Source organism: Williamsia limnetica (assembly GCF_003217475.1).
In the GTDB taxonomy this organism is placed as follows: Bacteria; Actinomycetota; Actinomycetes; order Mycobacteriales; family Mycobacteriaceae; genus Williamsia; species Williamsia limnetica.
Genome location: NZ_QJSP01000002.1, coordinates 356,933 through 383,332 on the forward strand (window position 1 = coordinate 356,933; position 26,400 = coordinate 383,332).

The 26,400-nt window shown below is 66.3% G+C and carries 8 protein-coding genes; 7 read left to right on the top strand and 1 reads right to left on the bottom strand.

The window, feature by feature from the left end; genetic code table 11:
* Positions 1 to 4: 4 nt before the first annotated feature.
* The 5 genes from DFR67_RS04440 to DFR67_RS04460 all read left to right on the top strand — a co-directional run bounded on the left by DFR67_RS04440 (position 5) and on the right by DFR67_RS04460 (position 22,380).
* Positions 5 to 17,899, top strand: a complete 17,895-nt coding sequence (locus DFR67_RS04440; protein ID WP_110468198.1) for a non-ribosomal peptide synthetase — start codon at positions 5 to 7, stop codon at positions 17,897 to 17,899.
* Positions 17,896 to 19,680, top strand: a complete 1,785-nt coding sequence (locus DFR67_RS04445) for a DUF4012 domain-containing protein (protein ID WP_170135189.1) — start codon at positions 17,896 to 17,898, stop codon at positions 19,678 to 19,680. Before DFR67_RS04440 ends, DFR67_RS04445 begins: the two co-directional genes overlap by 4 nt.
* On the top strand, positions 19,673 to 20,620 hold the full coding sequence (locus DFR67_RS04450; protein WP_245937718.1) for an ATP-binding cassette domain-containing protein: 948 nt from the start codon (positions 19,673 to 19,675) through the stop codon (positions 20,618 to 20,620). Before DFR67_RS04445 ends, DFR67_RS04450 begins: the two co-directional genes overlap by 8 nt.
* Positions 20,613 to 21,455 carry an ABC transporter permease gene (locus tag DFR67_RS04455; RefSeq protein ID WP_110468200.1) on the top strand — a complete coding sequence of 281 codons (843 nt, stop codon included), beginning with the start codon at positions 20,613 to 20,615 and terminating at the stop codon, positions 21,453 to 21,455. Before DFR67_RS04450 ends, DFR67_RS04455 begins: the two co-directional genes overlap by 8 nt.
* A 109-nt stretch (positions 21,456 to 21,564) precedes the next feature.
* Positions 21,565 to 22,380 carry a hypothetical protein gene (locus tag DFR67_RS04460; RefSeq protein ID WP_110468201.1) on the top strand — a complete coding sequence of 272 codons (816 nt, stop codon included), beginning with the start codon at positions 21,565 to 21,567 and terminating at the stop codon, positions 22,378 to 22,380.
* 56 nt (positions 22,381 to 22,436) lie between these two features.
* Here the strand turns inward: DFR67_RS04460 and DFR67_RS04465 are convergent, their stop codons facing one another.
* Positions 22,437 to 23,645: a hypothetical protein gene (locus DFR67_RS04465; RefSeq protein ID WP_110468202.1), complete on the bottom strand. Its 1,209-nt coding sequence runs from the start codon at positions 23,643 to 23,645 to the stop codon at positions 22,437 to 22,439.
* Between the two features lie 427 nt (positions 23,646 to 24,072).
* Here DFR67_RS04465 and DFR67_RS04470 point away from each other — a divergent pair, with 427 nt between their 5' ends.
* Positions 24,073 to 25,047: a diguanylate cyclase domain-containing protein gene (locus tag DFR67_RS04470; RefSeq protein WP_110468203.1), complete on the top strand. Its 975-nt coding sequence runs from the start codon at positions 24,073 to 24,075 to the stop codon at positions 25,045 to 25,047.
* A gap of 332 nt (positions 25,048 to 25,379) precedes the next feature.
* On the top strand, positions 25,380 to 26,378 hold the full coding sequence (locus DFR67_RS04475; RefSeq protein ID WP_110468204.1) for a GGDEF domain-containing protein: 999 nt from the start codon (positions 25,380 to 25,382) through the stop codon (positions 26,376 to 26,378).
* The last annotated feature ends 22 nt before the right edge of the window (positions 26,379 to 26,400 follow it).

The window sequence follows — 26,400 nt, forward strand, 5'->3', positions numbered from 1 at the left end:
GGGCATGGTGCTCCGCCAGCAGCTGACTCGCGCGCAGCGAGCGCTCTGGTCGGCCCAGCAAGCGATGCCACTGTGCCCCATTAATATTGCCGAGTACGTCGAACTGACCGGCCATATTGATGCGGAGCTCCTCCGTACGGTGACCCAAGAAGTCGGCCGTCGAACCGGGATTGCGTTCACCCGGTTCGAACAAAGTTCGAGTGGCATCGAGCAGGTGATCGACCATGATCTGAGTGCAGACATCACTGTCTCGGATCTTCGTGGCGAGGCCGATCCGATGGCGTCTGCACATGAGTGGATGCGCGCGGACTACACGAGGCCCGTCGACTTGTTCACCGACCGTCTGATGGCGTCCGCGATCCTTCGCGTCGCTGACGACAAGTGGCTGTACTACCAACGTGGACACCACCTCACCTTCGACGGCACCGGCGCATTCCGAACCCTCAAACTGGTGGCGTCCGCCTATGACCAGCGCTACTCGGGTCGCGTCGTCGACGACGTGCCGGGGGCGGACCTTGCAGGTCTGGCGCAGGCCGATGTCGGCTACCGCGAGTCGGTGCGATTCGGCAAGGACCGCGAGTACTGGCGGGAGCAAGTCGCCGAGCTTGCTCCGCCGGCGTCGCTAAGCCATCGAGTCGGACCGGTGTCGCCCGATCCGCGGCGTGTGTCCTGCGTGATCTCCACAGATCTGGTCGACTTGCTACAGCGCGCCGAGGTGGAGCTCAAGACATCCCTTCCGGTCTTGGTTGCCGCGGCTGTGTCCGGATACCTGGCTCGGATGACCTCACGCGACGACCTCGCGCTGAGCCTGCCGGTCGCCGCCCGAACCACGGCGACCCTCCGGCACACGTACAGCACCGTCTCAAACGTGGTGCCCCTGAGGACCGGAATCGGTTCCAGTACTTCGGTTGCCTCGGCGGTCGCATCGACCCAGGGCGCGATGATGGGAGCCCTCCGTCACCAGCGTTTCCGGTTCGAAGACATGCGCGATTTCATATCGGGCACCACCTCGCCATTGGGATCCCGGGAATTCGCCGGCCCGCTCCTGAACCTCATGCTGGCAGTCGACGCCCTGCAATTCGGCGACGCCACAGGCTCCCTTAACATCCTGACCACGAGTGCGGTCGACGACCTGGCGTTCAACCTGTACCGCACCGGAAACCCGCACCGCCCCGGTGAGTTCCGGTTCGACCTCGAAGCGAACCCCGCTCGATACAGTCACGACGAGTTACGAGGTCATCACAAGCGTCTGCTGCAGTTCATCAACACGTTCGCAGCCGCGGCGTTGGGGTCGCCGGATGTCACGGTCGACGACCTGCCGCTGATGACCCGGACCGACTGCGTGGCCCTGCCTGCAGCCGAGACCCCAGCACCACGTCCGATGACGTTGCCCGAACTGTTGGTTGACGCCGCAACCCGTCACCCCGACCGGATCGCGTTGCGCGCAGGATGGGCGCAGTGGACGTACGACACCTTGTCAATCAAGGCCCGGCAGCTCGCCCACCTGCTGCACGCCCGCGGAGCGGCACCGGGCACTACCGTGGCCATCGGTACCGGCCGCGGCCTCGATCAGGTGCTGTCGTTCTGGGCGGTAGCTCACTCCGGCGCCACCATCATGCAACTCGACCCCGCGCACCCGGCGGATCGGATCAAGGGTCAGCTTGCACAAGCTGACCCTGTAGTGGTGCTCACGGCGGCGGGCGGCATCGAGATCGCCGCTGACGATCGCTGGTTCGATCTGACGAGCGTCGACCTCGCCGGTATCCCGGACTGCCCACTCGAGCTCAATCGCCCACTTCATCTCGACGATGTGGCGTATCTCGTCTACACCTCCGGATCGACGGGTACACCCAAGGGTGTCCAGGTCACGCACCAAGGCCTCTCGGCCTTGCTGGAACAGCAACGCGAGCTGGGCGTTTCCACAGAGTCGGTCGTTTCGGGTCTCGCGTCCCCGGCGTTCGATGCCTCAATCTTCGAGATACTGCTCGCCGCCGCAGGTGGTGCCGCGCTCTGCTTGGCGCCGGCAGGAGTGGTGAGCGGCGATGAGCTGGCGGACTTCCTCGCTGCGAAGGCCGTGACACACACGGTGATCACCCCCAGCGTCTTGAACTCGATGGAACCGGCATCGCTGCCTGAGGATGCCTGCACCACTCTGATGCTCGCCGGTGAAGCGTGTCCTCCAGATACGCTGCGCCGCTGGGGGAGTGGGCGTCGAGTATCGAACCTGTACGGTCCGGCCGAGGCGACTGTCATGGCGACCGGCACAGGACCGCTGACGGGTGGGGGTGACGAGCGACCTCCGATCGGTGCCCCGATCACCGGAATGACCTGCTACGTACTCGATCACCGCCTGCGTGTGGTGCCGCCGGGTGTTGTGGGTGACCTCTACCTCGCCGGACCGGCACTGGCTCGCGGATACGCGGACGAAACCGGTCTGACCGCAACAGCATTTGTCGCCAACCCACGCGGCGAACCGGGCGCCCGGATGTACCGAACAGGCGACCGCGCGCGGTGGGACGAGGCATATACGGCGCTGCACTACGTCGGCCGCAGCGACGACCAGGTTCAAATACGCGGGGTCCGTGTCGAACCGGGCGAAGTCGCGATGGCGGCCATGACCCATCCCGATGTCCAGCAGGCGGTCGCGGTGGTGATCGGCGACGAACGCGATGCCCGACTGGCCCTCTACGTCACATCCGCCGGAGACGATCGGCGACTGATCAAACGGGTTCGTAACCACATCAGCACCCGACTGCCGACGCCGATGTGGCCTGCCCACATCGTGCTGCTGGACACCTTGCCGGTCACGACCACAGGAAAAGTGGACCGGGATGCCTTGCCGCACCCGAGCGCCGTGGAAACCAGGACGCATCGCGCGCCCCGATCAGCCTCGGAACAGCTTCTTGCCGAGGCAGTGACCGACGTCCTGAACGTACCGGGACCATCGATGGACGACGATGTCTTGGCTCTCGGTGGCTCGTCCCTCGACGCCACCCGCATCGCCGCCCGGATCAAGGCCCTGACCGGAACCACCCTGGGCGTCCGCGAAGTGCTCGCCGCTGCCGATCTCGCGGAACTGGCAGAGCTCATCAGCGACGCCACGACGTCGGTCTCGCATCGTGACGCCGGCACCGAGACGCGGCCGGCGCACCCCGATGCCTCATCAGGTCAAATCGCACTGATCCTGGCGGACCGGCTTCAGCCGGGCTCGACGGCAAACCACCTCGCCGCCACCATCGAACTGCGCGGCCCGCTGCACAGCGATGCCCTCGGGGCCGCGGTGGCCGACGTGGTGGACCGTCACGAGGCCCTACGCACTGTCATCCGTATGGAAACCGACGGATCAGCCTGGCAAGAGGTCGTGAGCGTGTCCGACGCCCTGGCCGCCGCCGACCTCGAATCCGACGGTGCTCCAGCCGACTCCGACCAAGTCGGCGCCGACGTGATCGACGCCACCGTCCGGCCACCCCTGGTGATGCAGCTGCGGCGCATCGGCGCCGACGTCCACCGCCTGTCGGTACGCACCCACCATGCAGCAGTGGATGGTTGGTCTCTCGGCGTCCTCGTCGCTGACCTCGCAGCGGCGTATCAAGCCCGTCTCACCGGTGCCGAGCCCACATGGGCACCGACGACGCAATACATCGATGCCGCCGTGGATGCACGGGTGGACCCTGGCGTGTCCGCCGTGCAACTCGAACGCTGGCAGCGCAGGCTAGAGAACTTGCCGCCGCGTCCCGATCTGCCGACGGATCTCGCTGGCACCCAGATCCGGACCGGACCTGCGCCGGCCGCGGTGGTGCGCCGAACCCTCGGTGCAGAGGTGTCCCTGGCCCTGAGTCAAGCTGCAGCGCAGCAGGGAGCAAGCACCTTCGCCTGGCTACACGCGTGCCTGGCGGTGACCTTGTCCCGCTACACCGGAGCCGACGACTTCGTGATCGTCGTTCCGCAGGCGGGGCGGTCAGGAACCGACCTCGACAACGCAGTCGGGATGTACGTGAACCCGGTGGCAACCAGGCTTCGGATCGAAGCGACCGATACGTTCGGTGACGTTCTCGCACACTCCACTGAGGCAATCGACTTCGCGCTCGACAATGCGGATGTGCCGTTCTCGACGGTGGTCTCCGCAGTCGAACACCGCCGCGACATCACCGTGTCGCCACTCGCAGACGTTCTGCTGACGTATCAGAATCAGCCGCTCGGGCAGTGGGACTTCGACGATCTCCAGATCGAGGTGCGCCCGGCCGATGCCCGTCACGCGCGGGCCGCACTGCAGTGGAGTGTCGACGACACCGCCGACGGACTGCGTGTTGAGCTGACCTACCGCAGTGATCTGTTCAGTCAGTCGATGGCTGCGGCACTGTGCCACGCATACGTGACGGCGGTGGCGCAGTCTGTTGCAGCTCCTGATTCATCGCCTGCTCAACTTGTTCCAGGACAGCACACGTCCGTGCGCAACGTGGTGCGCCAGCCCACAGTCACACTGGTGGACCGAATCCGCGCCGTCGCTCAACAGACACCCAGCGCACCCGCGTTGACGTTCGGCGGCGAGAGTCGTGACTACGGCAGACTCGTCGCAGACGCCGAGGTACTGGCGGCAGAGCTCGAGGGCGTCGGTGTCGTACGCGGCGATCTCGTGGCTGTCGCCTTGCCGCGCAGCGCCGAAGCGCTGACGGCGCAACTTGCGGTGATGTGGGCCGGCGCAGCTTACGTCCCCATCGACCCGGACTACCCACAGCACAGAATCGCGGCGATTCTCGAGGACGCGAGCCCGCGCGCGGCGATCGTCGATTCGACAACCGGGCACCATTTTCCGGCTGCGATGCCGAAGATCGATCTGGATGGCCCGCGGCTACCTGCTCAGACCGGCACCCGTTTCATGCCCGTCGACATCACCGGTTCCGACGGGGCATACGTGATCTTCACGTCGGGGTCTACGGGCAGGCCCAAAGGTGTAGCAGTCACGCACGGTAACGCGATCGCGCTACTCGATGCCTGCCGGCAGAGTTACTCCTTCACCCCAAACGATGTGTTCAGCTGCACTCACTCCACAGCGTTCGACGTCTCGGTCTTCGAGATCTTCGCGGCGTGGACCTCGGGCGCTAGCGTGGTCCTGATCGACAGGCCAACGGTTCTCGACCCCCAGCTGCTCTGGCCTCTGTTGCGGCGGAGCGGGGTGACGATCTTGTCGCAGACGCCATCGGCGTTCTATCCGCTTGCCGCTGTCGCGACCCGCGACGGTGATCCCGGGCAACTCCGGGCGGTGGTGTTCGCGGGTGAGGCGCTACGACCGGCCCGGCTGCTCGACTGGCGTGCAACCTTCGGTGAGCGGGTCCTGTTGTCCAACATGTACGGGATCACCGAGACAACCGTGCATCTCACGCAAGGCTCGGTGACTCCGTCGGACTCGCGGTCGCTGATCGGTGAGCCACTCGCCGGAACCACTCTCATGATCCTCGACCGGCATCTGCATCCCGTACCGGCGGGAGTGTGGGGTGAGCTGTACGCAGGCGGCCCACAGGTGACCCGCGGCTACGTCGGCAGGCCCGGCCTGACCGCCGAGAGGTTCGTGGCATGCCCTGAGAATCTCGGCGGCGGCCGAATGTACCGCAGCGGCGACATCGTCCGGATGACGATCGACGGCGATCTCGAATATCGGGGTCGATCCGACCGTCAGGTTCAGGTCCGCGGGCACCGCGTCGAACCCGGCGACATCGCTGCAGCACTGACGACTCTTCGCGGTGTGGCTGAGGCAGAAGTGCTGATCCGCAACACCGAATCCGCCGGTGGCGGCGACATCACCGGTTACGTTCGGCTGCGCACCGATCATCCGACCGACGAGGTGACCGACGAAGACGGGTTGCGGGTTGCCGCGGGGCAGGTCCTGCCTGGGTACCTCGTTCCCGCGCGAATCGTCGTGGTGGAGCGTTGGCCTCTGAACGCATCGGGCAAACGCGACCTGGCGGCGTTGCCCGCCCCGGCCGTGCACGCGGAACCGGTACACGACGGGGCCATCTCGCCGGTACGAGCGGTTGTCGCGGAGGTGCTCAGAATCGACCCGGACACCATCGGCCCAAACGTCGGCCTGTTCGATCTGGGTGCGAACTCGTTGTCGGCCATGCACATTGCACTACTGCTGTCAGAGCGCACCGGTCGCGACGTCGGTGTTCGGATGGTGGCCGACGCGATGTCCATCACCGGCCTCGAGACAGCAGTCGCCGCAGCGCCACGACATACCAACGCCGGTCTGAAAACAGGCCAGACGTCACCGCCGCCGCCGACGCCACAGCAACGAGCCCTCTGGGTCCTGAGCCGTATCGATGCCGGTAGCGCCGTTTACCATCTCCCGGCGGTCCTCGACCTTCCCGGAGCCGCGACCCCGCGGACGGTCGTCGACGCCTTGACCGATGTCGTTGCGCGGCACGAGGTACTCCGCACCGTCTTGGCCGACAACGCCGGACTGCCCCAACCGCAGCTTCTTCCGATCGATCGGGTCCGCAATGAGCTGTCCGGGTTGCTGTTTCCCCGTCCGCTTCCTGCCGCACACGCAGCCGCCAACCTGCAGGCGGAGGCTCTACGGCCGTTCGATCTCGCCACCGACCTGCCGTGGCGTGCCGATCTGTTCAGCGCGGAACCGGGCGCCGGACAGAACGAGGCACAGGGTGCGGCACCCACGTTGCGGTTGCTGCTCGTCGCCCATCACGTCGCCGTGGACGGTTGGTCGATGACGGTGCTGGCCGAAGACTTCGGTCGAGCACTGCGCGCCCGGATGGCGGATACCGCACCCACCTGGCCGGCGCCCGCGGCTCAGTACCGCGACCACGCCTGGGCAGCGACCAAGGCACTGGGCACTCCCGGCAATTCGAGTGCGTATCGGGACCTGTTGCTCGACCACTGGTCACGGGTACTCGATGGCGCGCCGATTCATCTGCAATTGCCGTTCCAATCGAACCCGGCTCAGATGCCGTCGGGTCCCGAGCCGGCGCAGTACCTGGACGTCGCAGTCTCCGAACGCACCCGCGCCGCCCTGCAGCAGTTGGCAGTCGGCGAGAGTGCCAGCGTGTTCCACGTACTGCACGCGGCGCTCGCGGCCACGCTCGGACAGTTCACCGGAACCGACGACATCGTCATCGGTACGCCTACCGCGGGCCGGACGACAGACATGATGTCGGCGGTGGGGATGTTCGTCCAGACGGTGGTGCTGCGGAGTGGCACCGCACCCGCATCGTCCCTGCGGACCGCAATCCGCCTGAGCCACAATGTCGTGACCGATGCGATCGCCCATGCAGAAGTCTCTTTCGAGGAGGTGAAGGAGCAGCTCGCGCCGCCGCGAACCCTTGACTCTGATGCCTACCTCGACGTCATGATCGCCTACCAGCTCGCCCCCAGCAGCCCTGCAGAGCGTGACGTCACGCTGACGCCTCTCCGGGTAGGGCAGGCGCGCGTACCCCTCGAGTTCACGATCACCGACAACGGTGAAGGTGCGCCTCTGCAGATCACCCTCACCTACGGTCTGTGGCACGTCCGCCCGGCGATGGCGCAACGATTGATCGGTGCACTGATCCGGACCATCGAGGCGATGGCCGCCGCCGTGAATCCGGCAACGGTGACAATGCACGAGCTGACGGCCCCCGACGCCGAACACCTCGCCGACGCCCAGACGCCGCCAGTGCTCGCGCCACGAGACGACTTCGTCGACGTCACCGAAGCCATCGTGCTGCGCTCCCATACGCATCCCGACGCGGTCGCCGTGATCGACGGCGACGGCGCCGTCACCTACTCCGAACTCGTCAGCCGGGCGATCGATGTCGCAGGAGTCCTGCGCGACCGGGGCGTGGGCCGGGGCGACTTCGTCGCGGTGCTGGCAGATCGCAGGACCGACACCATCGTCGCGATGGTAGGCGTGTTGCTCGTCGGCGCCGGCTACGTGCCCATCGAGCCTACCTATCCGGCCGAGCGGATCGCGGGGATCCTGCGCGACGCACGTCCGGCAGCGGTCCTGGGCGCCCCCCGGTACGCAACGGCAGCAACCGGTCTCGCGAACATCATCGACATCGGGTCCACCGCCCCCTCGCCGGCGGCTCTGGACGACCTACGTGAGAGCGCTACCTCACCGCGCCCGGACGATCCCGCGTATGTCATCTACACCTCGGGTTCCACCGGAACCCCCAAGGGCGTGGTGATCACCCGAGCCAACATGACGTCGCTGCTGCAGTCCGCGCTGTCGACGATCGATGCGCGTCCCGACGATGTGTGGACCTGGTTCCACTCGGCGGCATTCGATTTCTCCGTCTGGGAGATCTTCGGGCCGTTGACGTCCGGCGGCAGGGTGGTGGTCGTCGACCACGACACGGCACGCGAGCCGGCCGCACTGGTCGACCTGCTGAACCGCCACGCCGTCACGGTCCTGAACCAGACCCCGACCGCCTTCTCGCGGTTGTTGCAGCTACCCACGGTGACGACAGGCAATGGCCGGGCCCTGCCCGAGTCGCTGCGTGTGGTGCTTTTCGGCGGCGAAGCCCTGGATCCGAAATCGTTGGCGTCCTTGCACACCCGTCGTCCCGAGGTGCGACTGGTCAACATGTACGGCATCACCGAGACGACTGTGCACGCGTCGGTCACCGACGTCGACGTCAGCGACTCACGAAGTCTGATCGGATCGGCGTTGCCGGGCGTGGGACTGGTCGTACTCGACCGGTACCTGCGACCACAGCCAGTCGGCGCCACCGGCGAGCTGTATGTCACCGGTCCACAGGTCGCCGCGGGCTACACGAAGATGCCGGGGCTGAGCGCCACCCGATTCGTCGCATCTCCGTGGGGAGCTGCCGGATCCCGGATGTACCGCACCGGCGACCTCGCCCGCTGGGTCGATGACAGCAGGCTGGAGTACCTGGGACGCGGCGATCAACAGCTCAAGATCCGGGGGCACCGGATCGAACCGGGCGAGATCACCGCAGTCCTGCGAGCGCAGTCCGGCGTGACGGATGCAAAGGTGTTGTCGAGCAACCGCGGACGAGTCGGCGAAGAAGTGCTGGTTGCCTATGTCGTCGTCGACGAGGCCGGTGTGTCGCCCACTCAACTGCGGACCGCGTGTGCGGCGGTCCTGCCCGCGCATCTGGTGCCGGCCCAGGTCCAGATCCTCGACGACTGGCCATTGACCTCCACCGGAAAACTCGACGTCGGCCGACTACCCGATCTGACCGCGCCGGAGGTCACCCGGCCGCTGCGCGGCACCGAGGTCGCGGTGGCGGCCGCGGTCGCGCAGGTTCTCGAGCTCCCGGCGGATGCCATCGGTCCCGACACCAACTTCTTCGAACTCGGCGGCAACTCGCTTTCTGCTGCACGCCTGTCTGCGGCGATCAGCGCGGTGACCGGTGCAGATCTCCCGGTCCGGGCGATCTTCGAGCAGCCGACGATCGCGTTGCTCGCCGCGGACATCGACAATGCATCGGGTCGGCCGCAGGCGCTGCCGGTCGCGGCCGCCGTGCATCAAGAACGCCCGAGCCGATTGCCGTTGACGGCTCAGCAGCAGGCACTCTGGCTGAACTGGCAGCTCGATCCGGCCCGCACCGATTACAACCTCAGCGGTCTGATCCCGATGGGCGGCATGCCGCGCGATCACATCGACGCCCTGGTGCGCACGTTGGTGGCACGGCATGACAGTTTGCGCACCCGGTTCCCCGCGGACGCAGAAGGTCCGTGGCAGGAGTTGGTCGAGACCATCGAAGTCGATACCTCCCCGCAGGTGGTGGCTGATCCCGTGGCGGCACTGGCAGAACTGGATCGCCCATTTGATCTCGCGGGTGAAGTGCCATGGCGGATAGCTGTGTTCGAATCCCCGATGAGTGGCGTCGAACTGGCCGTCGTCGTGCACCACATCGTCATCGATGGTGAATCCGTTCGGGTGCTGCATGCGGAGGCCGCCGCCCTCGCCGCGGGAATCGAGCTGCCGCCGGCGTCCCTCGACTACAGCGACTACACCGCGTGGTCGAGCCAGACGCTGGCACACAACGGTCAGGTCTTGCGTCAGTACTGGGAAGGTGTGTTCGCCGAGCCGGTCTCACGACCACAGTTGCCCGGGTTGCGACCACCGGTGACAGCACCCGGGCCTGCGTCCATCGCCGAGGTGGTCATCGAACCCGCGCGCATGCGGCAACTGCGCGAGCAGGCCCAGGCCCATCACAGTTCACCGTTCATGGTGGTGCACGCCGCGCTGGCCGTTCTCATCGCCCGGCTCGGAGATCAACCGGACGTCGTCATCGGGACGGTGGCGGCCGGGCGGGACACCCCAGAGTTCGCAAGGACCGTGGGCATGCTTGCCCGAACTGTGCTGCTACGTACGGTGATCGACATCGAGCGACCCTTCTCCGCAATCGTCCGTCAGGTCACCCGGACCGATCTCGACAGCCTCGCGCATGGCGCGTATCCGACCGAGGCGGTAGCCGACCTGGCCGATCCTGAGCATCGCCGTGGTGTTCGGCCAGTTGTCGACGTCTTCCTTGCCGACTTGGGCAATCAGGAGGGCGGCAACCACACGAATGCCGAACGTCCTCACGCTCGTTTCGGACTCGACCTGACGGTCGCCGAGGTCGAGGACTCCCTGCAGATCAGATTGGCGTACGCGCAGGCCCGGATCGACACCGCTGACGCTGAACTGTTCGTCACGCGACTGGCGAACCTGCTCTTCGCGGTCCTGGACGACCCGGCAGCCGCGCCGGCGCGCCACCTCGTGGGGTCCGACGCCGACATCGACCCGATGCCGTCCGAGACGCACGTCGAGCCATTGCCGGATCTCCTGCGGCGCAGCGTGACGACGCAGCCGATGGCCATCGCAGTGCAGGACGACGCTTGGCTCTTGAACTACCGCGACCTGGACCGGATCAGCACCGTCATTGCCCGTGTCCTCATCGCCCGCGGTGTCGGTACCGGCGACGTCGTCGCGATCTGCGTGCAGCGGTCGGCGTGGTCGATCCTCGCCACCTGGGCCATCGCCAAGACCGGCGCTGCCTTTGTCACCCTCGGCGTGAACGATCCGCAGGAACGCCAGCGGACCATGGCACGTGCGGCCGGGGCGACGATCGGCCTGCACGGTCCGGGCCGGCGGCCAGAGCTGGCGACAGTGGACTGGCTCGACCTCGCAGACGCCGGCAGGGACGATGCCTACACCGGGGACGCACGTGATTTCCGGAACGATGAACGCCGGTCGCCGGTCCGGCCGGATGACGTCGCCTACATCATCTTCACCTCTGGGTCGACCGGAGAACCCAAGGGCGTCAGCGTGACCCACGCCGGGCTGGCGGCGCTGGTCGACGCGGTCATCGCGTACACCGAACTCACCCCGGACAGCCGGGTACTTCACAACTACGCCACGAGCTTCGACGCGCACCTCATCGAACTGATTCCCGCATTCGCTGCGGGAGCCACCGTCGTCGTCTGCCCACCGGACGTGATCGGAGGCAACGAGCTGGGTGAGCTGCTGACACGGAGTGCGATCACCACATTCTTCTCGACGCCCGCGGTGCTGGCGACGATCGATCCGGAAACGCTCACCTCGGTGCGGATCGTCGCCACCGGTGGCGAATCGCTGCAGGAAGCGGTCGCCGCGCGCTGGGCACCCGGGCGCCGCATCGTGAACTTCTACGGCCCCACCGAGGCGACCATCGCGGCGACGGTCAATCCCGCGGTCGTGCCGGCCCCGATCATCCCGATCGGGCAATCGATGGCGACCGTCGCGGCGTACGTCCTCGACCATCGGCTCCGGCCCGTGCCGCATGGGATCGTCGGCGAGCTGTATCTGGCGGGTGCTGCAGTGGCCCGTGGGTACACCGGCGCGACCGCAGCGACCGCGCTGAACTTCGTCGCGAACCCGTTCGAGGGCAACGGCTCCCGCATGTACCGGACCGGTGATCTGGTGCATCGCAACGCCGTCGGTGACATCGTGGTGCACGGTCGCAGCGACGAACAGATCAAGGTCCGCGGTGTTCGCCTCGAACCGGCCGAGATCGACGCGGCCCTGATGTCACTCCCGGGTGTCGAACGGGCGACCACGGCGATCTCGAACGGTGGCGCCGAAGCGGTTCTCGCATCGTGGCTCATCCCGGACCCCGACCATCCCTTCGACGCCGGATCGATCCGGGCCCAGTTGCGCGCAATCCTGCCCAGCACGCACATACCGACGCACATCACCGTGGTGGACCACTTCCCGATGACGCCGAGCGGCAAGCTCGACCGCAGAGCGCTGCCCACGCCGTCGCCGGTGAACGGTGATCTGGTGCCGGTGCAGACGCCCACCGAGATCGCCCTCGCGGAGATCTGGGCCGACGTCCTCGACGTGTCCATCGGATCGCTCGGTCGTCAGAGTGAGTTCTTCGCCACCGGCGGAACATCGTTGTCGGCCAGCCGAGTTGCAGGTCGACTACGTCAACAGACACTCCGCGACGTGACAGTGCGCCACGTGCTGGACGCGCGTAGTCTCGCCGATCTGGCGGCAGCCGTCGACCTGCTCGCGCCGTCGCTGCCCGGACGCGTTGCTCCCCGCCATCAGCCCGTTGCCGCCGATCTCGGGCTGGCCTACCCGCAGCAACGGCTGTGGGTCTTGAACCGCATCGACCAGAACTCGACGGCCTATGTGATCCCGATGGTCCTGCGCCTCACCGGTGCCCTCGACACCGATCGGCTCGCCCATGCGGTGGCCCGACTGCAGCACAGGCACGCGACCCTACGGACGACCTACCCCCAGACCGCCTCAGGACCGAGGCAAGTTGTCGCCGACCCCACCGAGGTCCGACCTACGCCGGTGATCGAGGTCCCCGGCGATGACGTCGCACCGCGGATCGCCGCACTGATCTCCAGCCCGTTCGACCTCACGGCAGAACCGGGGTTCCGCGCCGAGGTGCTGGTCGCCGGGGAAGGGCAGGTCTGGCTGGTGATCGCGTTGCACCACGTGGCCGCCGACGGCTGGTCGATGCCGATCTTGCTGAATGATCTGGTCGGTTCCTACTCCGGAGACCTCTCGCCCGAGCCGGAAGTGACCTACGCCGACTTCACGCAATGGCAGGCCGATCGACTCGGCGACCCGTCCGATCCCGCGAGCCGGTACGCCGCGCAGATCGCATTCTGGCGTCGGGAGATGGCCGATGTGCCCGGGCCCGTGCGACTTCCGGGGCGAGCAAATGATTTCGCCGACATGGGCGACGGGGGAGCGGTGCACGCGGCCGTCGATGCCCAGACGCTGGCAGCGCTCAGTGCGGTCGGACAAGCCGAATCGTCTACCCTCTTCCACGTTGCCCACACGGCCCTGGCCGCGCTGCTGGCGCAGCGGACCGGAACGCCGGATCTCGTGGTCGGTGCGCCGGTGCTCGGGCGGGACGACCCCGGGTGGGAACCGGTCGTGGGAATGTTCGTCAACACCCTTGCGTTGCGCACCATCGTCGATCCCGACTCGACCGTCCGGGCGGCCCTGCGCCGCACCCGTGACACCGACCTCACCGCGCACGCACACGCGGAGGTGCCCTACGACGCGGTGGCACGTGCGGTCAGTCCTGCGGTGCGGGACGGGGCTGCGGCAGGCGCTGATCCGTTGATCTCGGTGCTCCTGGTCCATCAGGAAGCGCTCGGCGCGACGGCGTCTGACCATCTGGCTCTCCCGGGACTCGAGGTCGAGATCCTCACCGACACCGCGAAATTCGTGGCGCCGAAGTACGACCTGGAGTTCGTGTTGTCGGCCGGTGTGGATGGCGCTCTCGACGTCACCGTGGTGCACGGCCCGGCCATTCCTGCTGTGTTGGCGGGTGAGCTGCTCGCCGAGTTCACGCGTCTGCTGACCGCGGTCGCCACCGAACCGGATCAGCCTTTCCCCGTGGTGCACACCCTGGAGACGGGGAAACTAGTTGAGCCGGCCGAGATGGTGGTCGCCGAACAGCCGGGTGGGACGCCGGCGGTAGAGGATGCCGAACTCGAACGTATTGTCACCGCAGCCATGGCCACCGTGCTGGGTATACCTGCTCTCGAGATCGACCGACAGGCAAGCTTTTTCGACATCGGCGGTACCTCCTTGTCGGCCACCCAGGTGGCGGCGATCATCGGAGAGGCCACGGCCACGGCGATTCCGGTGCGGCAGGTGTTCGCCGCATCGTCGCCGGCTGCGCTGACCTCGCTGCTGCTGCATTCGGACGCCTCGAACGTCGAGTCGCTTCCCCCACTGACCGGTGTCGGTGCACCGCCCGACCTCGGCCCGGTCCCACTGTCGCCGGCGCAGCAACGCTTGTGGCTCGTCCAACAGATGTTGCCCGAGCGTCCGCTGTACGCGGTGCCGGTGGTGGTCGGAGTCCCCGCGGGCGCGGATCCGATCGCAGCGTGGCGTGCGGTCGCCACCCGGCATGCCCCTCTGCGCACCATCTACCCGGAGCGGGGCGGGGCACCCGTGCAGGAACTGCTCGACGACATCCCACCGATCGTCGATCTCGGCGATCACGAGCTGACCGACGTCGTGGCAACACTGTTGGCAACGCCTTTCGAGCTGACGGCGTCGATACCGGTCCGTCCTGCCTTGGTCGATCAGTCCGGGCACCGGTTCCTGGTGATCGTGGCCCATCACATCGCGATGGACGGCGAATCGGTCGCGGTGCTCCGCCGCGACCTCGATGCCGCGATGGCAGGCCGCCCACTGCAACCGTTGCCCGTCGACTACGGGCAGGTCTCACGGTGGCAGAACGTCGTCAATGCGCGAACGCGCGGCGAGATGCTGAGCTACTGGCAGCAGTCGCTGGCCGGATACCCGGGAGTGCTCGAACTGCCTGATTGCGCACCCAGGGACCCGCAGCGGTCACTGCGTACGGCCACCGTGGCGGTGCCGGCCGATGACGCGACCACCGCAGCTGTCGCACTCACCGCCCGGCGCCGCGGCATCAGCGAATTCCACATCTACCATGCGGCGTTGGCTCTCACGCTGTCCATCGCCTGCGGTACAGACGATGTCGCGGTCGGCACGCCGGTATCGCTGCGACGACATCCCGAGACTGCCGACATGGTCGGCATGTTCGTCTCGACGGTGGCACTGCGGACCACGCTGCGCACCGGCATGACAACCGTCGACCTTCTCGAACTGGTCCGGGACACGGACCTGGCGGCGCTCGATCACGCGCTGCTGCCGTTCGACGAGGTGGTCGCACAGCAAGATCCGATCCGGGAACTCGGCAGACATCCGGTTGTGCAGGTGACATTGTCGGTCATCGACGAACCCGGCGGCCACGTAGCCGACGAACTGAGCCCGAACTCGGAATTCGACCTGCAGGTGACCGTCGGCCGCGACTCCGCGATGTTCACCCACGCGACGGCGCTCTATGACAAGCGCGCCATCGAGACCCTCGCGCTGCGCTGGAAAGTGGCGCTGCGGTTGCTCGTCGCCGACGAGATCACCTCGCTCGAGGCGGCCGATCTGCGCACCGAAGAGGAGCGGGCCGACCGCTTGCACCGCTTCCCCAGTCGACCCGAGACCACGCTGGGCGAGATGCTCGAGGAGTCGGTGCGCAGGCGCCCCGGCGCCGTGGCGGTCGATGACGGCGCGAGTACGACGACCTATGCCGAACTCGATCGCTGGTCGGCCGCACTTGCCGCCGACCTGCAGGCAGCGGGCGTGGGGCGGGGTGATCCGGTCGCGATGATGTTGCCGCGCAGCGTCGAATCGGTGGTGGCGTTCTGGGCCATCGCACGACTCGGTGCTGTGTATGTCCCAGTCGACCCGAGATACCCCACACAACGCGTCGAACGGATGATCGCCGTCAGCGGCGCCGAGGTCGCGGTCGCGGCCCCGGGCGCGCCGCAACACTGCCGCGTGCAGATCCCTGTGCCCCCCGCCCGGACGCAGGTCGCCGGCACCGAGTGGACGCCGATGAGGACCGACGACGCCGCGTACCTGCTGTTCACCTCCGGGACCACGGGAACCCCGAACGGGGTCGTGGTCTCGCACCGTGGACTGCGCAACCTGGTGGAGCCGGCGGTCTTCTCGGCCACCGCTGATGACCGCGTCGCTCACCTCGCCAGCCCCAGCTTCGACGCATCGATCCTGGAGATGGTGTGGGCGTTCGCATCCGGGGTGACCCTCGCCGTCGTCCCCGCCGACGACACCAGCGGCCGGACCCTCACCGAGCAGTTGGGACTACTGGGTGTCACCCAGGCCTTCGCGACGCCGTCGGTGCTCGCCACGCTCGACGAGGCAGCACTGCCCGGACTCCGTGGCCTCTTCGTCGGTGGCGAAGCGTGCCCGCCCGAGCTCGTTCGACGCTGGAGTCACGGCCGCAGTCTGACGAATCTGTACGGCCCGACCGAGACAACCGTTCTCGGAACCGCGCGCGGTTCGATGCAACCGGAGAGCGCTGCCGTGATCGGCCGCGGTGTGCCAGGGATACGCACCCATGTACTCGACTCGCACCTGCGTCCGACGCCGGACGGTGCCGTCGGTGAGCTGTACTTCACCGGCCCGGCATTGGCGCTCGGCTACCGCCACGACTCCGCACTCACCGCAGCCCGCTTCGTGGCTGCGCCCGGGGGTGAGCGGATGTACCGCACCGGAGATCTGGTGCGGCGGTTGGAAAGCGGTGATCTCGAGTATCTTGGCCGGGCCGACCGTCAGGTCAAGATCCGTGGCCAGCGGATCGAGCCGGGCGAAGTCGATGCCGCGCTGGTCGACGCTGGTGCACGTACCGCGGCGACCGTGTTGCGTACCGGACCCACCGGGCCCGTACTGGTGTCGTACGTGATTGCCGCCGATCCCACCGATCTCACGGTCTCCGAGCGCTTCATGGACGCCCTGGTTGCGCGGCTGCCTCATCACCTCGTCCCGGCCGCCATCGTCAGTGTTCCCGAACTCCCGCGGACACCGGTGGGCAAGCTCGACACCGCGGCTCTCCCCGAACCGGTGTGGACCATCGCCGGCGGCGAACCCCGTACGGCCACCGAAACCGCAGTGGTGCAGGTCTTCCGCGACGTCGTCGGCAATCAAGAACTCGGCATCTACGACGACTTCTTCGCTGTCGGGGGCAATTCACTGCTACTGGCCTCCGCTGCCGCGGCACTGTCCACCAGCCTCGGCCGGCCGGTACCCGCAGCGGTCCTGTTCGCTCAGACGACCCCGGTGGCGCTGGCGGCTGTGCTTGATCAATACGCGGATCTGACAGCCGGATCCGGTGCGATCGTCGAACTGTCCACCGGCGGGACAGGAACCCCGCTGTGGTGCATCCACCCGGTCAGTGGCCTGGTGAACGATTACCGTCCGCTCGGGCAGATGCTGCCCATTCCTGTGCTGGGCGTGCAGATGCCCGGCCTGGATGACCCGACCGCGCCGCATCTGCTCACGATCGAGGAGATGGCCGTCCATCACGTGGCCACCATCAGGGCTGCCCAGCCGTCCGGTCCCTACCGCCTGCTCGGCTGGTCGCTCGGGGCGACGCTCGCACATGAGATCACCCGACAGTTGACGTCGGCAGGGGAGCGGGTCGCAGCGCTGGTCCTGCTCGATCCCCGGCTCGATCCCGACACCCAAGGCGCTGCCGCCATCGACGACTCGCTGGAACGCGCGCTACGGGCCATCGACCCCGCGAGGTTCGAGCAGTACCGGATACGCTGCCAGGAAGCGGTCGCGGCGGCGATTGCCTACCAGCCAGGGCCGGCAACGGCCGACACAACAGTATTCGTTGCAGCACAGGACAACCCGAACCCCGAACAATGGCAGCCCATGGTGACCGGTCCGATGACGATCGAGCGGGTCCCGATCGCACACCACGCGATGGGCACGCCCGACGCCATGGCCGTGATCGCCGGACTCGTGGGCACCCACATCTGTACACCCGCCGACAACACCGGCCTCGATTCCGCACACAACGAAGGCACCAGGAGAGAGAATTGACCAGCGCTGCAACGCCTGAACCCGCCCCGAGACGAAAGTCGCGGCTGCGATGGTGGCTGCTCGGGGCCCTGGTGGTGCTGGTACTGCTCGTCGTCGCAGCCCTGTACCTGGGCTACCTCGGACTGAAGGCCAAGGATTCCCTGGACTCGGCTCGCGGACATGCCTCGTCGGCGCAACGTGCTTTCCTCGCCGGTGACACCGACAAAGCGGTCGATGAGGCAAATGCCGCAGTCACCGACGCCGCATCGGCGAAAGACGATGCCCACAACCCGGTCTGGTCGGCAGCTGCCGCGATCCCGTGGCTGGGCGATCCGCTGCAGTCCGTACAAGAGATGACCGACTCGGTGGACGCGTTGGCGTCAGACGTACTGGCGCCGACCGCGGAACTGGCCGGCGTCATCAACCCGGACAACCTGCGCGCCGAGGACAACACGATCAACACGACCGCACTCTCGGAGGCACAACCGCAGCTGGCCGTCATCGCCGACCGCGCCGAAGAGATCCAGGCCGACGTGACGTCCACGGATGGCAGTTGGTTCGGGACGGTGTCGGACGCGCGAACGCAACTGCTGGACCAGCTCACCGAATCGGCGCGCTTCATCCGGGGCACCGACACCGCAGCGCAACTGCTGCCACCGATGCTCGGGGCAGGCGGTGAACGCAACTACTTCTTCGGATTCCAGACACCCGCCGAATCCCGCCCGACCGGAGGCCTTCTCGGTGCCTACGGAGTGGTGAGCGCGGAGAACGGACGCGTCGACGTCGACGATCTGGGCACGAATGCCGAGATAGATGCGCCCCCCAACCCGGTCGACCTCGGGGAAGAATACGACTACAACTACAAGTACAGCAGGCCGTATACCGACATCCGCAACAGCAACATCAGCGCGCATTTCCCCTACGCGGCGCAGATCTGGATGTCGATGTGGGAGCAGCAATCCGGGACGAAACTGGACGGGGCCGTCGCCCTCGACCCCATCGCATTGAGCTACCTCCTCGATGCCACCGGGCCCGTGACACTCGCGAACGGCCAGAAGGTGAGCGGTGACGACGTCACCGAACTGACCCTGTCGACCTCGTACCAGCAGTTCGCGAACAACAACACCGCCCGCAAGGCATACCTCCAGGAGATCGCCCAGAAATCGGTGTCGGCACTGACGTCGATGCGCGGTAACACCTCGAAAGTTCTCGAGGCGTTGGGACGTTCGGTGCACGAACAGCGGTTGATGGTCTACAGCGCCGACGAGCGGGAACAGCAACTGCTCGCCGACGCCGGGCTCGCGCACGATGTCGCCGAAACCGCAGCACCGTACGCAAACGTCGTGGTGGGCAACCTCGCAGGAAACAAGATCGACTACTACCTCGAACGTGCGATCACCTACAGCGCAGGGAGCTGTGACTCCGATACCCGGACGTCGACCGTCGAGGTGAAGTTCACCAACACCCTGACCGACCTGAATCTGCCGCCCTACGTCATCGGCAGCCTGGGTAATCCACAACTGCAGCTGCCGAACGGCACGAACTTCTCCGCCGTGACCCTGTACGGAACCCAAGGCGCCACCATCGATTCGGCGACCATCGACGGCGAATCCATGCTGATCGCCGTCGGCACCGAACGCGGACATCCCTTCGCCACCGGACAGATCCAGATCCCGCCCGGCGAGACGGTGACGGTGACCTATCAACTCACGGAACCGACCTCTCCCGGCGAGCCCGTCGTCCCGGTGCAGCCGCTGGTCGACGATCCGGAAGTGAAGGTCGATGTCCCTGTCTGTGGCTGAGACCAACGCAATCGAGGTCGCCGACCTCCGGATGAGCTACCGCGGAGTGGACGCCCTCAAGGGGATCGATCTGGTGGTGCCCGCCGGCACGGTGATGGGACTGCTCGGGCCCAACGGCGCCGGCAAGACGACCACCGTCAAGATCATCGCCACCCTGCTGTCCCCGACCTCGGGTTCGGTGCACATCAACGGGATCGACGCACGGACCCACGCGCACCAGGTGCGCAGTCTCATCGGATTGTCCGGACAGCATGCCGTCGTCGACGACAACCTGACCGGTCACGAGAACCTGGTGATGATCGCGAGACTGTCCGGTCTCGGCCGCACACAGGCCACCCGCCGATCGCGAGAACTGTTGGAGCAGTTCAACCTCGCGACCGCGGGTAAGCGCCGGGTTGCCACCTATTCGGGCGGGATGCGACGCAGGATCGACCTGGCAGGCGCGATCATCATCCGGCCACCGGTGCTGCTGCTCGACGAGCCGACTGCGAGTCTCGACCCCATCAGCAGGACCGAACTCTGGTCGGAGATCAAGGCTTTGGTGCACGACGGGACAAGCGTGCTGCTCACCACCCAATATCTCGAAGAAGCTGATCAACTCGCCCACGCGGTCACCGTGATCGTCGGTGGTGAAGTGGTCGCGCGCGGCACGCCCGCCGACCTGAAGTCGACACTGCGCACAGCGCAGGTGCGCTTGCTGCTGACCCGCGCGGATGACGCGCAGTCGGCCTCCGAGGTGATCACCCGGATGGACGGCGTGCAGTCCGTCGACGTCGACGACTTGGTGATCACCTACTCGACCAATGACGCCGGCCGCAGTCTGACCCGCGCCATCGGCGCACTCGCCAGAGCAGGCATCGACGTCGCCGACTCGAGCGCCTCCGAACCGACCCTCGACGACGTCTTCGTGTCACTGGCCGGCAGCGCACCCCGTGGCTGACGTCGTGTCGGTGGCCGAACCGATCGTGGGGCCGCGACCACGGAACGCGAGCACGTTCCTCGTGGACTGCGAGGTGGTGGCGCTCAGGAACATTCGGACGATCCTTCGGAACTGGCAGATGATCCTCGGAGTCGTGCTGCAGCCCCTGATGTTCGTGCTGCTGTTCTCCTACGTGTTCGGTGAGGCCCTCGGGGGTGATCGCTATCGGGAATTCCTCATCGGCGGCATCATGACGCAGACCGTCGCATTCAACGCGGGTTTCACAGCTCTGGGTCTGGCCACCGACATCAAGAGCGGCATGGTCGACCGGTTCCGTGCGCTGCCCATGTCCCGGCTGGCCTTTGTGGTCGGCCGGTCGGTCTCGGACATCACGGTCAACGTCGTCGGTTTGATCGTGATGTCTCTCGCCGGACTCGCGATCGGGTGGCGCATCGACACCAGCTTCGGGGAGGCCCTTACCGGATACGCGATCGCGCTTCTGTTCGGCTTCGCACTCTCCTGGGTGGGTGCGGTGGTCGGGCTCGTCGCCGGATCGGCGGAAGCGGCCCAGAGCCTGCTGTTGACCGTCCTGTTCCCGCTGACCTTCATCTCATCGGCATTCATCCCTGCCGCGACGCTCCCGGGTCCGCTCCGGGCCGTCGCGAACTGGAACCCGGTGACCGCGGTCGCGCAAAGTCTTCGCGAATGCTTCGGGAACCCGGTGACGGTGAATCCGCTGCTCCCGAACTCGGTGACCTGGGCGTCGGAGAATCCACAGCTCTATTCGCTGGTGAGCATCTGTGTGCTATTGGTGGTGACCGTCCCGCTGGCGTCGTGGGCCCTGCGCCGCGTGTGACCACCACATTCAGCCCCGTGTGCCCTGGTTGAGGGCACATAGCCCTCGGCGAGCTCAGGTGGGACCGAATGTGGTGAGCATTGGGCCATGACCGCCCCCGCTGCGTCAGATGTCCATGGACGTCGGGGTGTACAGCCGGGCCGAACTGCGAAAGCGAGGCCTCGATGGCTGGATTCTGCGCAAAGAGCTTGCAGGCGGCTCGCTGTTCAGCGTCCGTAACGGGTGGTACGCGGTCCCGAGCGCAGACACCGTTGTGGTGGAGGCGGTTCGTCTCGGGGGAGCGCTCAGCTGCGTGTCTGCCTTGCGTAAGCACGGGCTCTGGGTCCCGTCCGGCTACAGCGGAGTACACGTGCGGGCGTCCAGGCATGGCAAGCAACAGCTGGCTCGGTCATGCCAGGGTCCGGGCCGCCCGGTTCCGGTGAGCACCGCCCTCGACCCCATCCCGATCGCACTCGGTTGCGCCTTTCGGTGCATGTCCGACGAGGACTGGATCGCGGGCTGCGATTCGGTCCTGAACACCCTGAGACTGTCGGTTCCGGCGCTGCAGGCCGAGATGGGCAGGATTCCGCAGAAAATGTACGATCTGATGAGCAAATGCGACCCGAACTCACAGTCGGGTACCGAGTCGCTGGCGCGGGTCAGATTGCGGGCGGCAGGTTTTTCCGTGCACGTCCAGCCGGATATCGCGGGGGTCGGCCGCGTGGACCTTCGAATCGGCCGCCTCTTGATCGAATGCGACAGCGTCACCCATCACACGAGTCTGGAGAACTACCGCAACGATCGCCGCAGGGACAGGACCGCCTTGGTGAACAAGTGGATGACCATGCGGCTCACCTACGACGACGTCTTGTACGGCTGGGATGAGGTGATGGCAGACATCCGAGCCATCACCGACTCCGATCGTCACCGAATTCGGTCCGCGTAGGGGTGACCGAGGGAACATAGCCCTTGGTGGCCGCGTACGGGACTGAATGTGGTGGGTTACCTGGGCACTACCTCGGATGGGGTGGTGGGTGAGGTCGTGGACGCTGACGGCGTACTCGAGGTAGACCGCGACGGCGGTGTGTAATCCGGCAGGTTCGGAGCCGGCGGACGGTCGGAGTTGCCGGTCGGTATCCGCGGGTTGGGGACGGGTCGACGGGTGGTGGTGGTCTCCACGACCACGGTCTCCACAGTGACCTCGGCGACCTCGGCGACCTCGGCGACCTCGGTGGTTGTCGGGGTGACAGCGGTGGTCGACGACGGCGCCCGGCTCGGCGAGGTGGATTTCGGCACCGAGCTGGGTGTCTGTGTCTTGGTCGGCGACGACACACTCGTCGAGAACGGTGCGACGACATCGGCGTTCCTGGGGCTCTCTGACCCGCCGTTCTTGATCAGGTACGCCGATCCGCCGATGAGTGCCGCGGAGACGGCCAGACCCGCTGCGCCGGCGAGAAGCATCGTGCGCTTCTTGCCCGCGCCTCCCGCAGCAGCGACGGGCGGTGCGACCTTGTTCGACTTCGTGAGGGCCGCAGCGCCGTGGGCGACGGCGAACTCACCGTGCTCGATGGGCTGGACGGCCAGGCCGGTGGCCGCACCCAGCGTGCTCGCCAGGTGTGGGATTTCGGACCCGGCGCCTGCCGAGGCGATCATCTCCACGTCTCGGCCGCGACCGGGCAGTTTGTTCATCGAGTTGGCGACGGCGGTGGAACCCGCCATCTCCTGCACGGGTGGGGTCCCGAACGGCAGGGTGGCGGTGTCGACGACCGACTCCGTCAGTGGATCGACGAGCACCATCGGCTGCACCGCTGCGGTGTGGCCTGCGCTGTCGACGTTGACCACCAGGACCTTGCTCATCCCGGCGAACTGGCGGGCGGCGATCACGGCCACAGCGGTGGCGACCGAGGTGATGCTGGCGGCCAGCAGCCAGCCCGGCACCGCGTCCTCATCGTCGTCATCGGTCTGCGACGAAGTGCGCCGGCGTGCCTGGTCGAGCGCGATTCGGATGGCCGGGTCGGCGCATGCGATGCCGACCGAGTCGATGGTCTCCGGGGCTGAACGGATGAGTCGGTCGATGGTGCCGACGAGGTCGGTGTCCTGGGTGAACGGGATGCGGTTCTGCGCCAGCAACTCGCCGCTGTTGCCGTCGATGATCACCGACAGGATCTCACCTGCATCGATGGAGATCCCCAGGACGACATCGTTGCGCATTGACTTCCTTCTTTCCCAGGTACTGATCGTGCATGTTAGCGCTCGGCAGAAGCGAAAATCGACGTCGCCCGACGAACGATCGACATCGCGGGAAGATAAAAGCTCCCTGTGAATCTTGGTCAGGGGTGTCCAAGTCGTCCGTGTGTTGGCACTATGGACTGGTGATTGCGCTTGTGATAACCGTCGCAGTGGTGGTGTGGATTGCCATCTCTGTGGTTGTCGCGGTGCTGGTGGGTCGCGCGATACGACTGCGCGACGCCAGAGACTCCCGGGCCGGGTCTCCTGATGGTGGCGACGTGAGATCCAAAGCCTCCTGATCGGCGAAAGTCCAGGTTGACCCTGCTCTTTTGCTGCAAAATGCTGCATACTGTCCGAAAGGTGATCTTGAAACTCACTTTCGATGGTCTAGGGATACCAGGGGTCGGGAATGCTGTCTGAATCCGAGATCAACGCCAGGCAAAGGCGATTGGTCCACCATGCGTCCGAGCGGTCGGAGCTCGCCGCGCTGGTGGACTCTCTGTCGCCGGGCGTGCTGATCTTGTCGCCACAAGGTGACGTCGAAATCGCGAACGACACGGCGCGCGAGCTGCTGGCGATCCTCGAGGGCCGCGGTGGCGCCCGTGTGGACATCGCCCGGCCCCAGACGATGTCGTTGGCAGATGGCCGAGAAATTTCGTTCGATGACCTGCCCCACAACACCATCGTCAGGGACCGGCGAAGCGTCAGGGATATGGAAATCCAGGTCGACCGTCCGGACGGTACGCGGATGTGGTTGTGTTGCAGCGTCTCTCTGCTGGACGAGGCCGATCCGGAGTCGTCGGTGGTGGTCACCCTCGCCGACACCACCGAACTGCACAGCCTGCGCGAACGCGTGCACAAGAGCGACAATTACGACGCGGTCACCGGTCTTCCGAACCTGCCGTTCGTCCTCGGGCAGATCAGCGATCTGCTCGACGACACCCACGCCGATGATGCAGACGTATCGACCGTGGTGATGGTCATCAACTTCGACAAGCTCAAGGAGCTGAACGTCTCCCTCGGACACCTGCGCGGTGACCGAGCGTTGGCGATGACCGCCGAGCGACTGCGGTCGGCACTGCCCGCGCGGCATCTGGTGGGTCGCGTGGTGGGAGCGGAGTTCGTTGCCGTCCTGACCGGACTCGACGAGGACGGGATCGAGGACATCTCCGATCTCGTGCACCTGCTGCTCACCGATCCCACCGATATCGATGGCAACGATCTGCGGATGCGGGCCAGTGTGGGACTCGTCCGGCTGCGGCCCAATGACACCCGCAGTGCCGAAGACATCATCAGCGATGCCGACACCGCGATGTACCACGCAAAGATGAAGGGTGGCGGGCACACCGTCGACTTCGATCGGCTGCGCCTCACCGGCGTCTGAACCATCTGCCGGGAGCCTGTTAGCCACGCGCCGCCTGTGGTTTGACATACTTAATTTGCACAAACGTCCAGCCAGTGAAATGCGTCATAGCAGTGTTTGTCCTACGCATCTTCGTGGCGTCATGTGCCACCACTGTTGGGGTCCCGAGGCGGGTCCAGTTCGGGCAGCGCGTCTACTGACACTCGCAAATGATCGTTGCGATCATGATGTCGCATTTAACGGTAGTTAGTGCTCAAAAAGTCGCTGTTGCGGGCGGTTGAGCAGCCGTACAGGATCGGTGATGAGACAGTACACACGCAGTAGGCATTGACTACCAAAGGGACTCGCAAGAGATGAAAACTTTTGCGCGACAGAAACGTAAAGCCACACCAACCCGGCCCGGCGGACAAGAGGCCGGATTCGATCACGCATCCGTCATCAGCTCGCTGCTCGAGGCGGTCGTTGTGGTCTCGCCTCGCCGGGGCATTCGAGTCGCCAATCCGGCCGCGCTCGAACTCCTCGAGTTGGACGCGCGCCACCTCGACCTCGGCGGCGGGTTGGCCGGCGTTCTGAGCCTGACCGACGCCGAGGGGTCACCGCTCGCCCCGGGCTCCTATCCCGATCGCATGGTTACTCGAACCGGTAGGTCGGTCAGCGGGATGGTCGTCGGCTACCTTCTGCCCAACGGCCGACGGCTTCATCTCAAATGCAACGCAGTACTCGTCAACGGCAGCGATGACGACGATCCGACCATCGCCGTGTCGATCAGGGACATCACCGAAAAACACGCATCCTGGCGCCGGTTGGCGTACGCCGCCCATCACGACCTGATGACCGGACTGCTGAATCGAACTGCCGCACTCACGCGCCTGCAGACGGCTCTGGCCGATCGGCAGGAAGTCGACGGAACACCGCGGTCTCTCGCGATCATGTTCATCGATCTCGACCACATGAAGCGTGTCAACGACACGTTGGGCCATGCCGACGGAGATCGAGCGCTGATCGCGGTGGCTCGGCGCCTGCACTCGCTGATCGCGCCACCGGGTTTTGTCGGTCGACTCGGGGGCGACGAGTTCGTCGCGGTCGTGGACACCGATGACCCCGACGAGGTGGAGTGGATTTCGCGCGCGATTCATGAGCGCCTCGCCGAACCTGTGGACGTTCGGGGGCAGGGTTTCGTGATCAGCGCGAGCGTTGGGTTGGTGCGGATGCCCGCAGACGATGACCGACCCGCTGCCCAGATCATCCGTGACGCCGACGAAGCGATGTACGCGGCGAAGGCGTCGGGAGGTGGCCGCACGGTTGACTTCGACGATCTGGGCCGAGGAGAGATCAGGTCGATCGGGGCCTGAGCGGCGCGTGTTGGCCTGCGCC

Bases quoted from the DNA above. Each gene is read 5' to 3' on its own strand.
- DFR67_RS04440 (WP_110468198.1), top strand. From the start codon at position 5: ATGGTGCTCCGCCAGCAGCTGACTCGCGCGCAGCGAGCGCTCTGGTCG.
- DFR67_RS04460 (WP_110468201.1), top strand. From the start codon at position 21,565: ATGTCCATGGACGTCGGGGTGTACAGCCGGGCCGAACTGCGAAAGCGA.
- DFR67_RS04465 (WP_110468202.1), bottom strand. From the start codon at position 23,645: ATGCGCAACGATGTCGTCCTGGGGATCTCCATCGATGCAGGTGAGATC.
- DFR67_RS04470 (WP_110468203.1), top strand. From the start codon at position 24,073: ATGCTGTCTGAATCCGAGATCAACGCCAGGCAAAGGCGATTGGTCCAC.
- DFR67_RS04475 (WP_110468204.1), top strand. From the start codon at position 25,380: ATGAAAACTTTTGCGCGACAGAAACGTAAAGCCACACCAACCCGGCCC.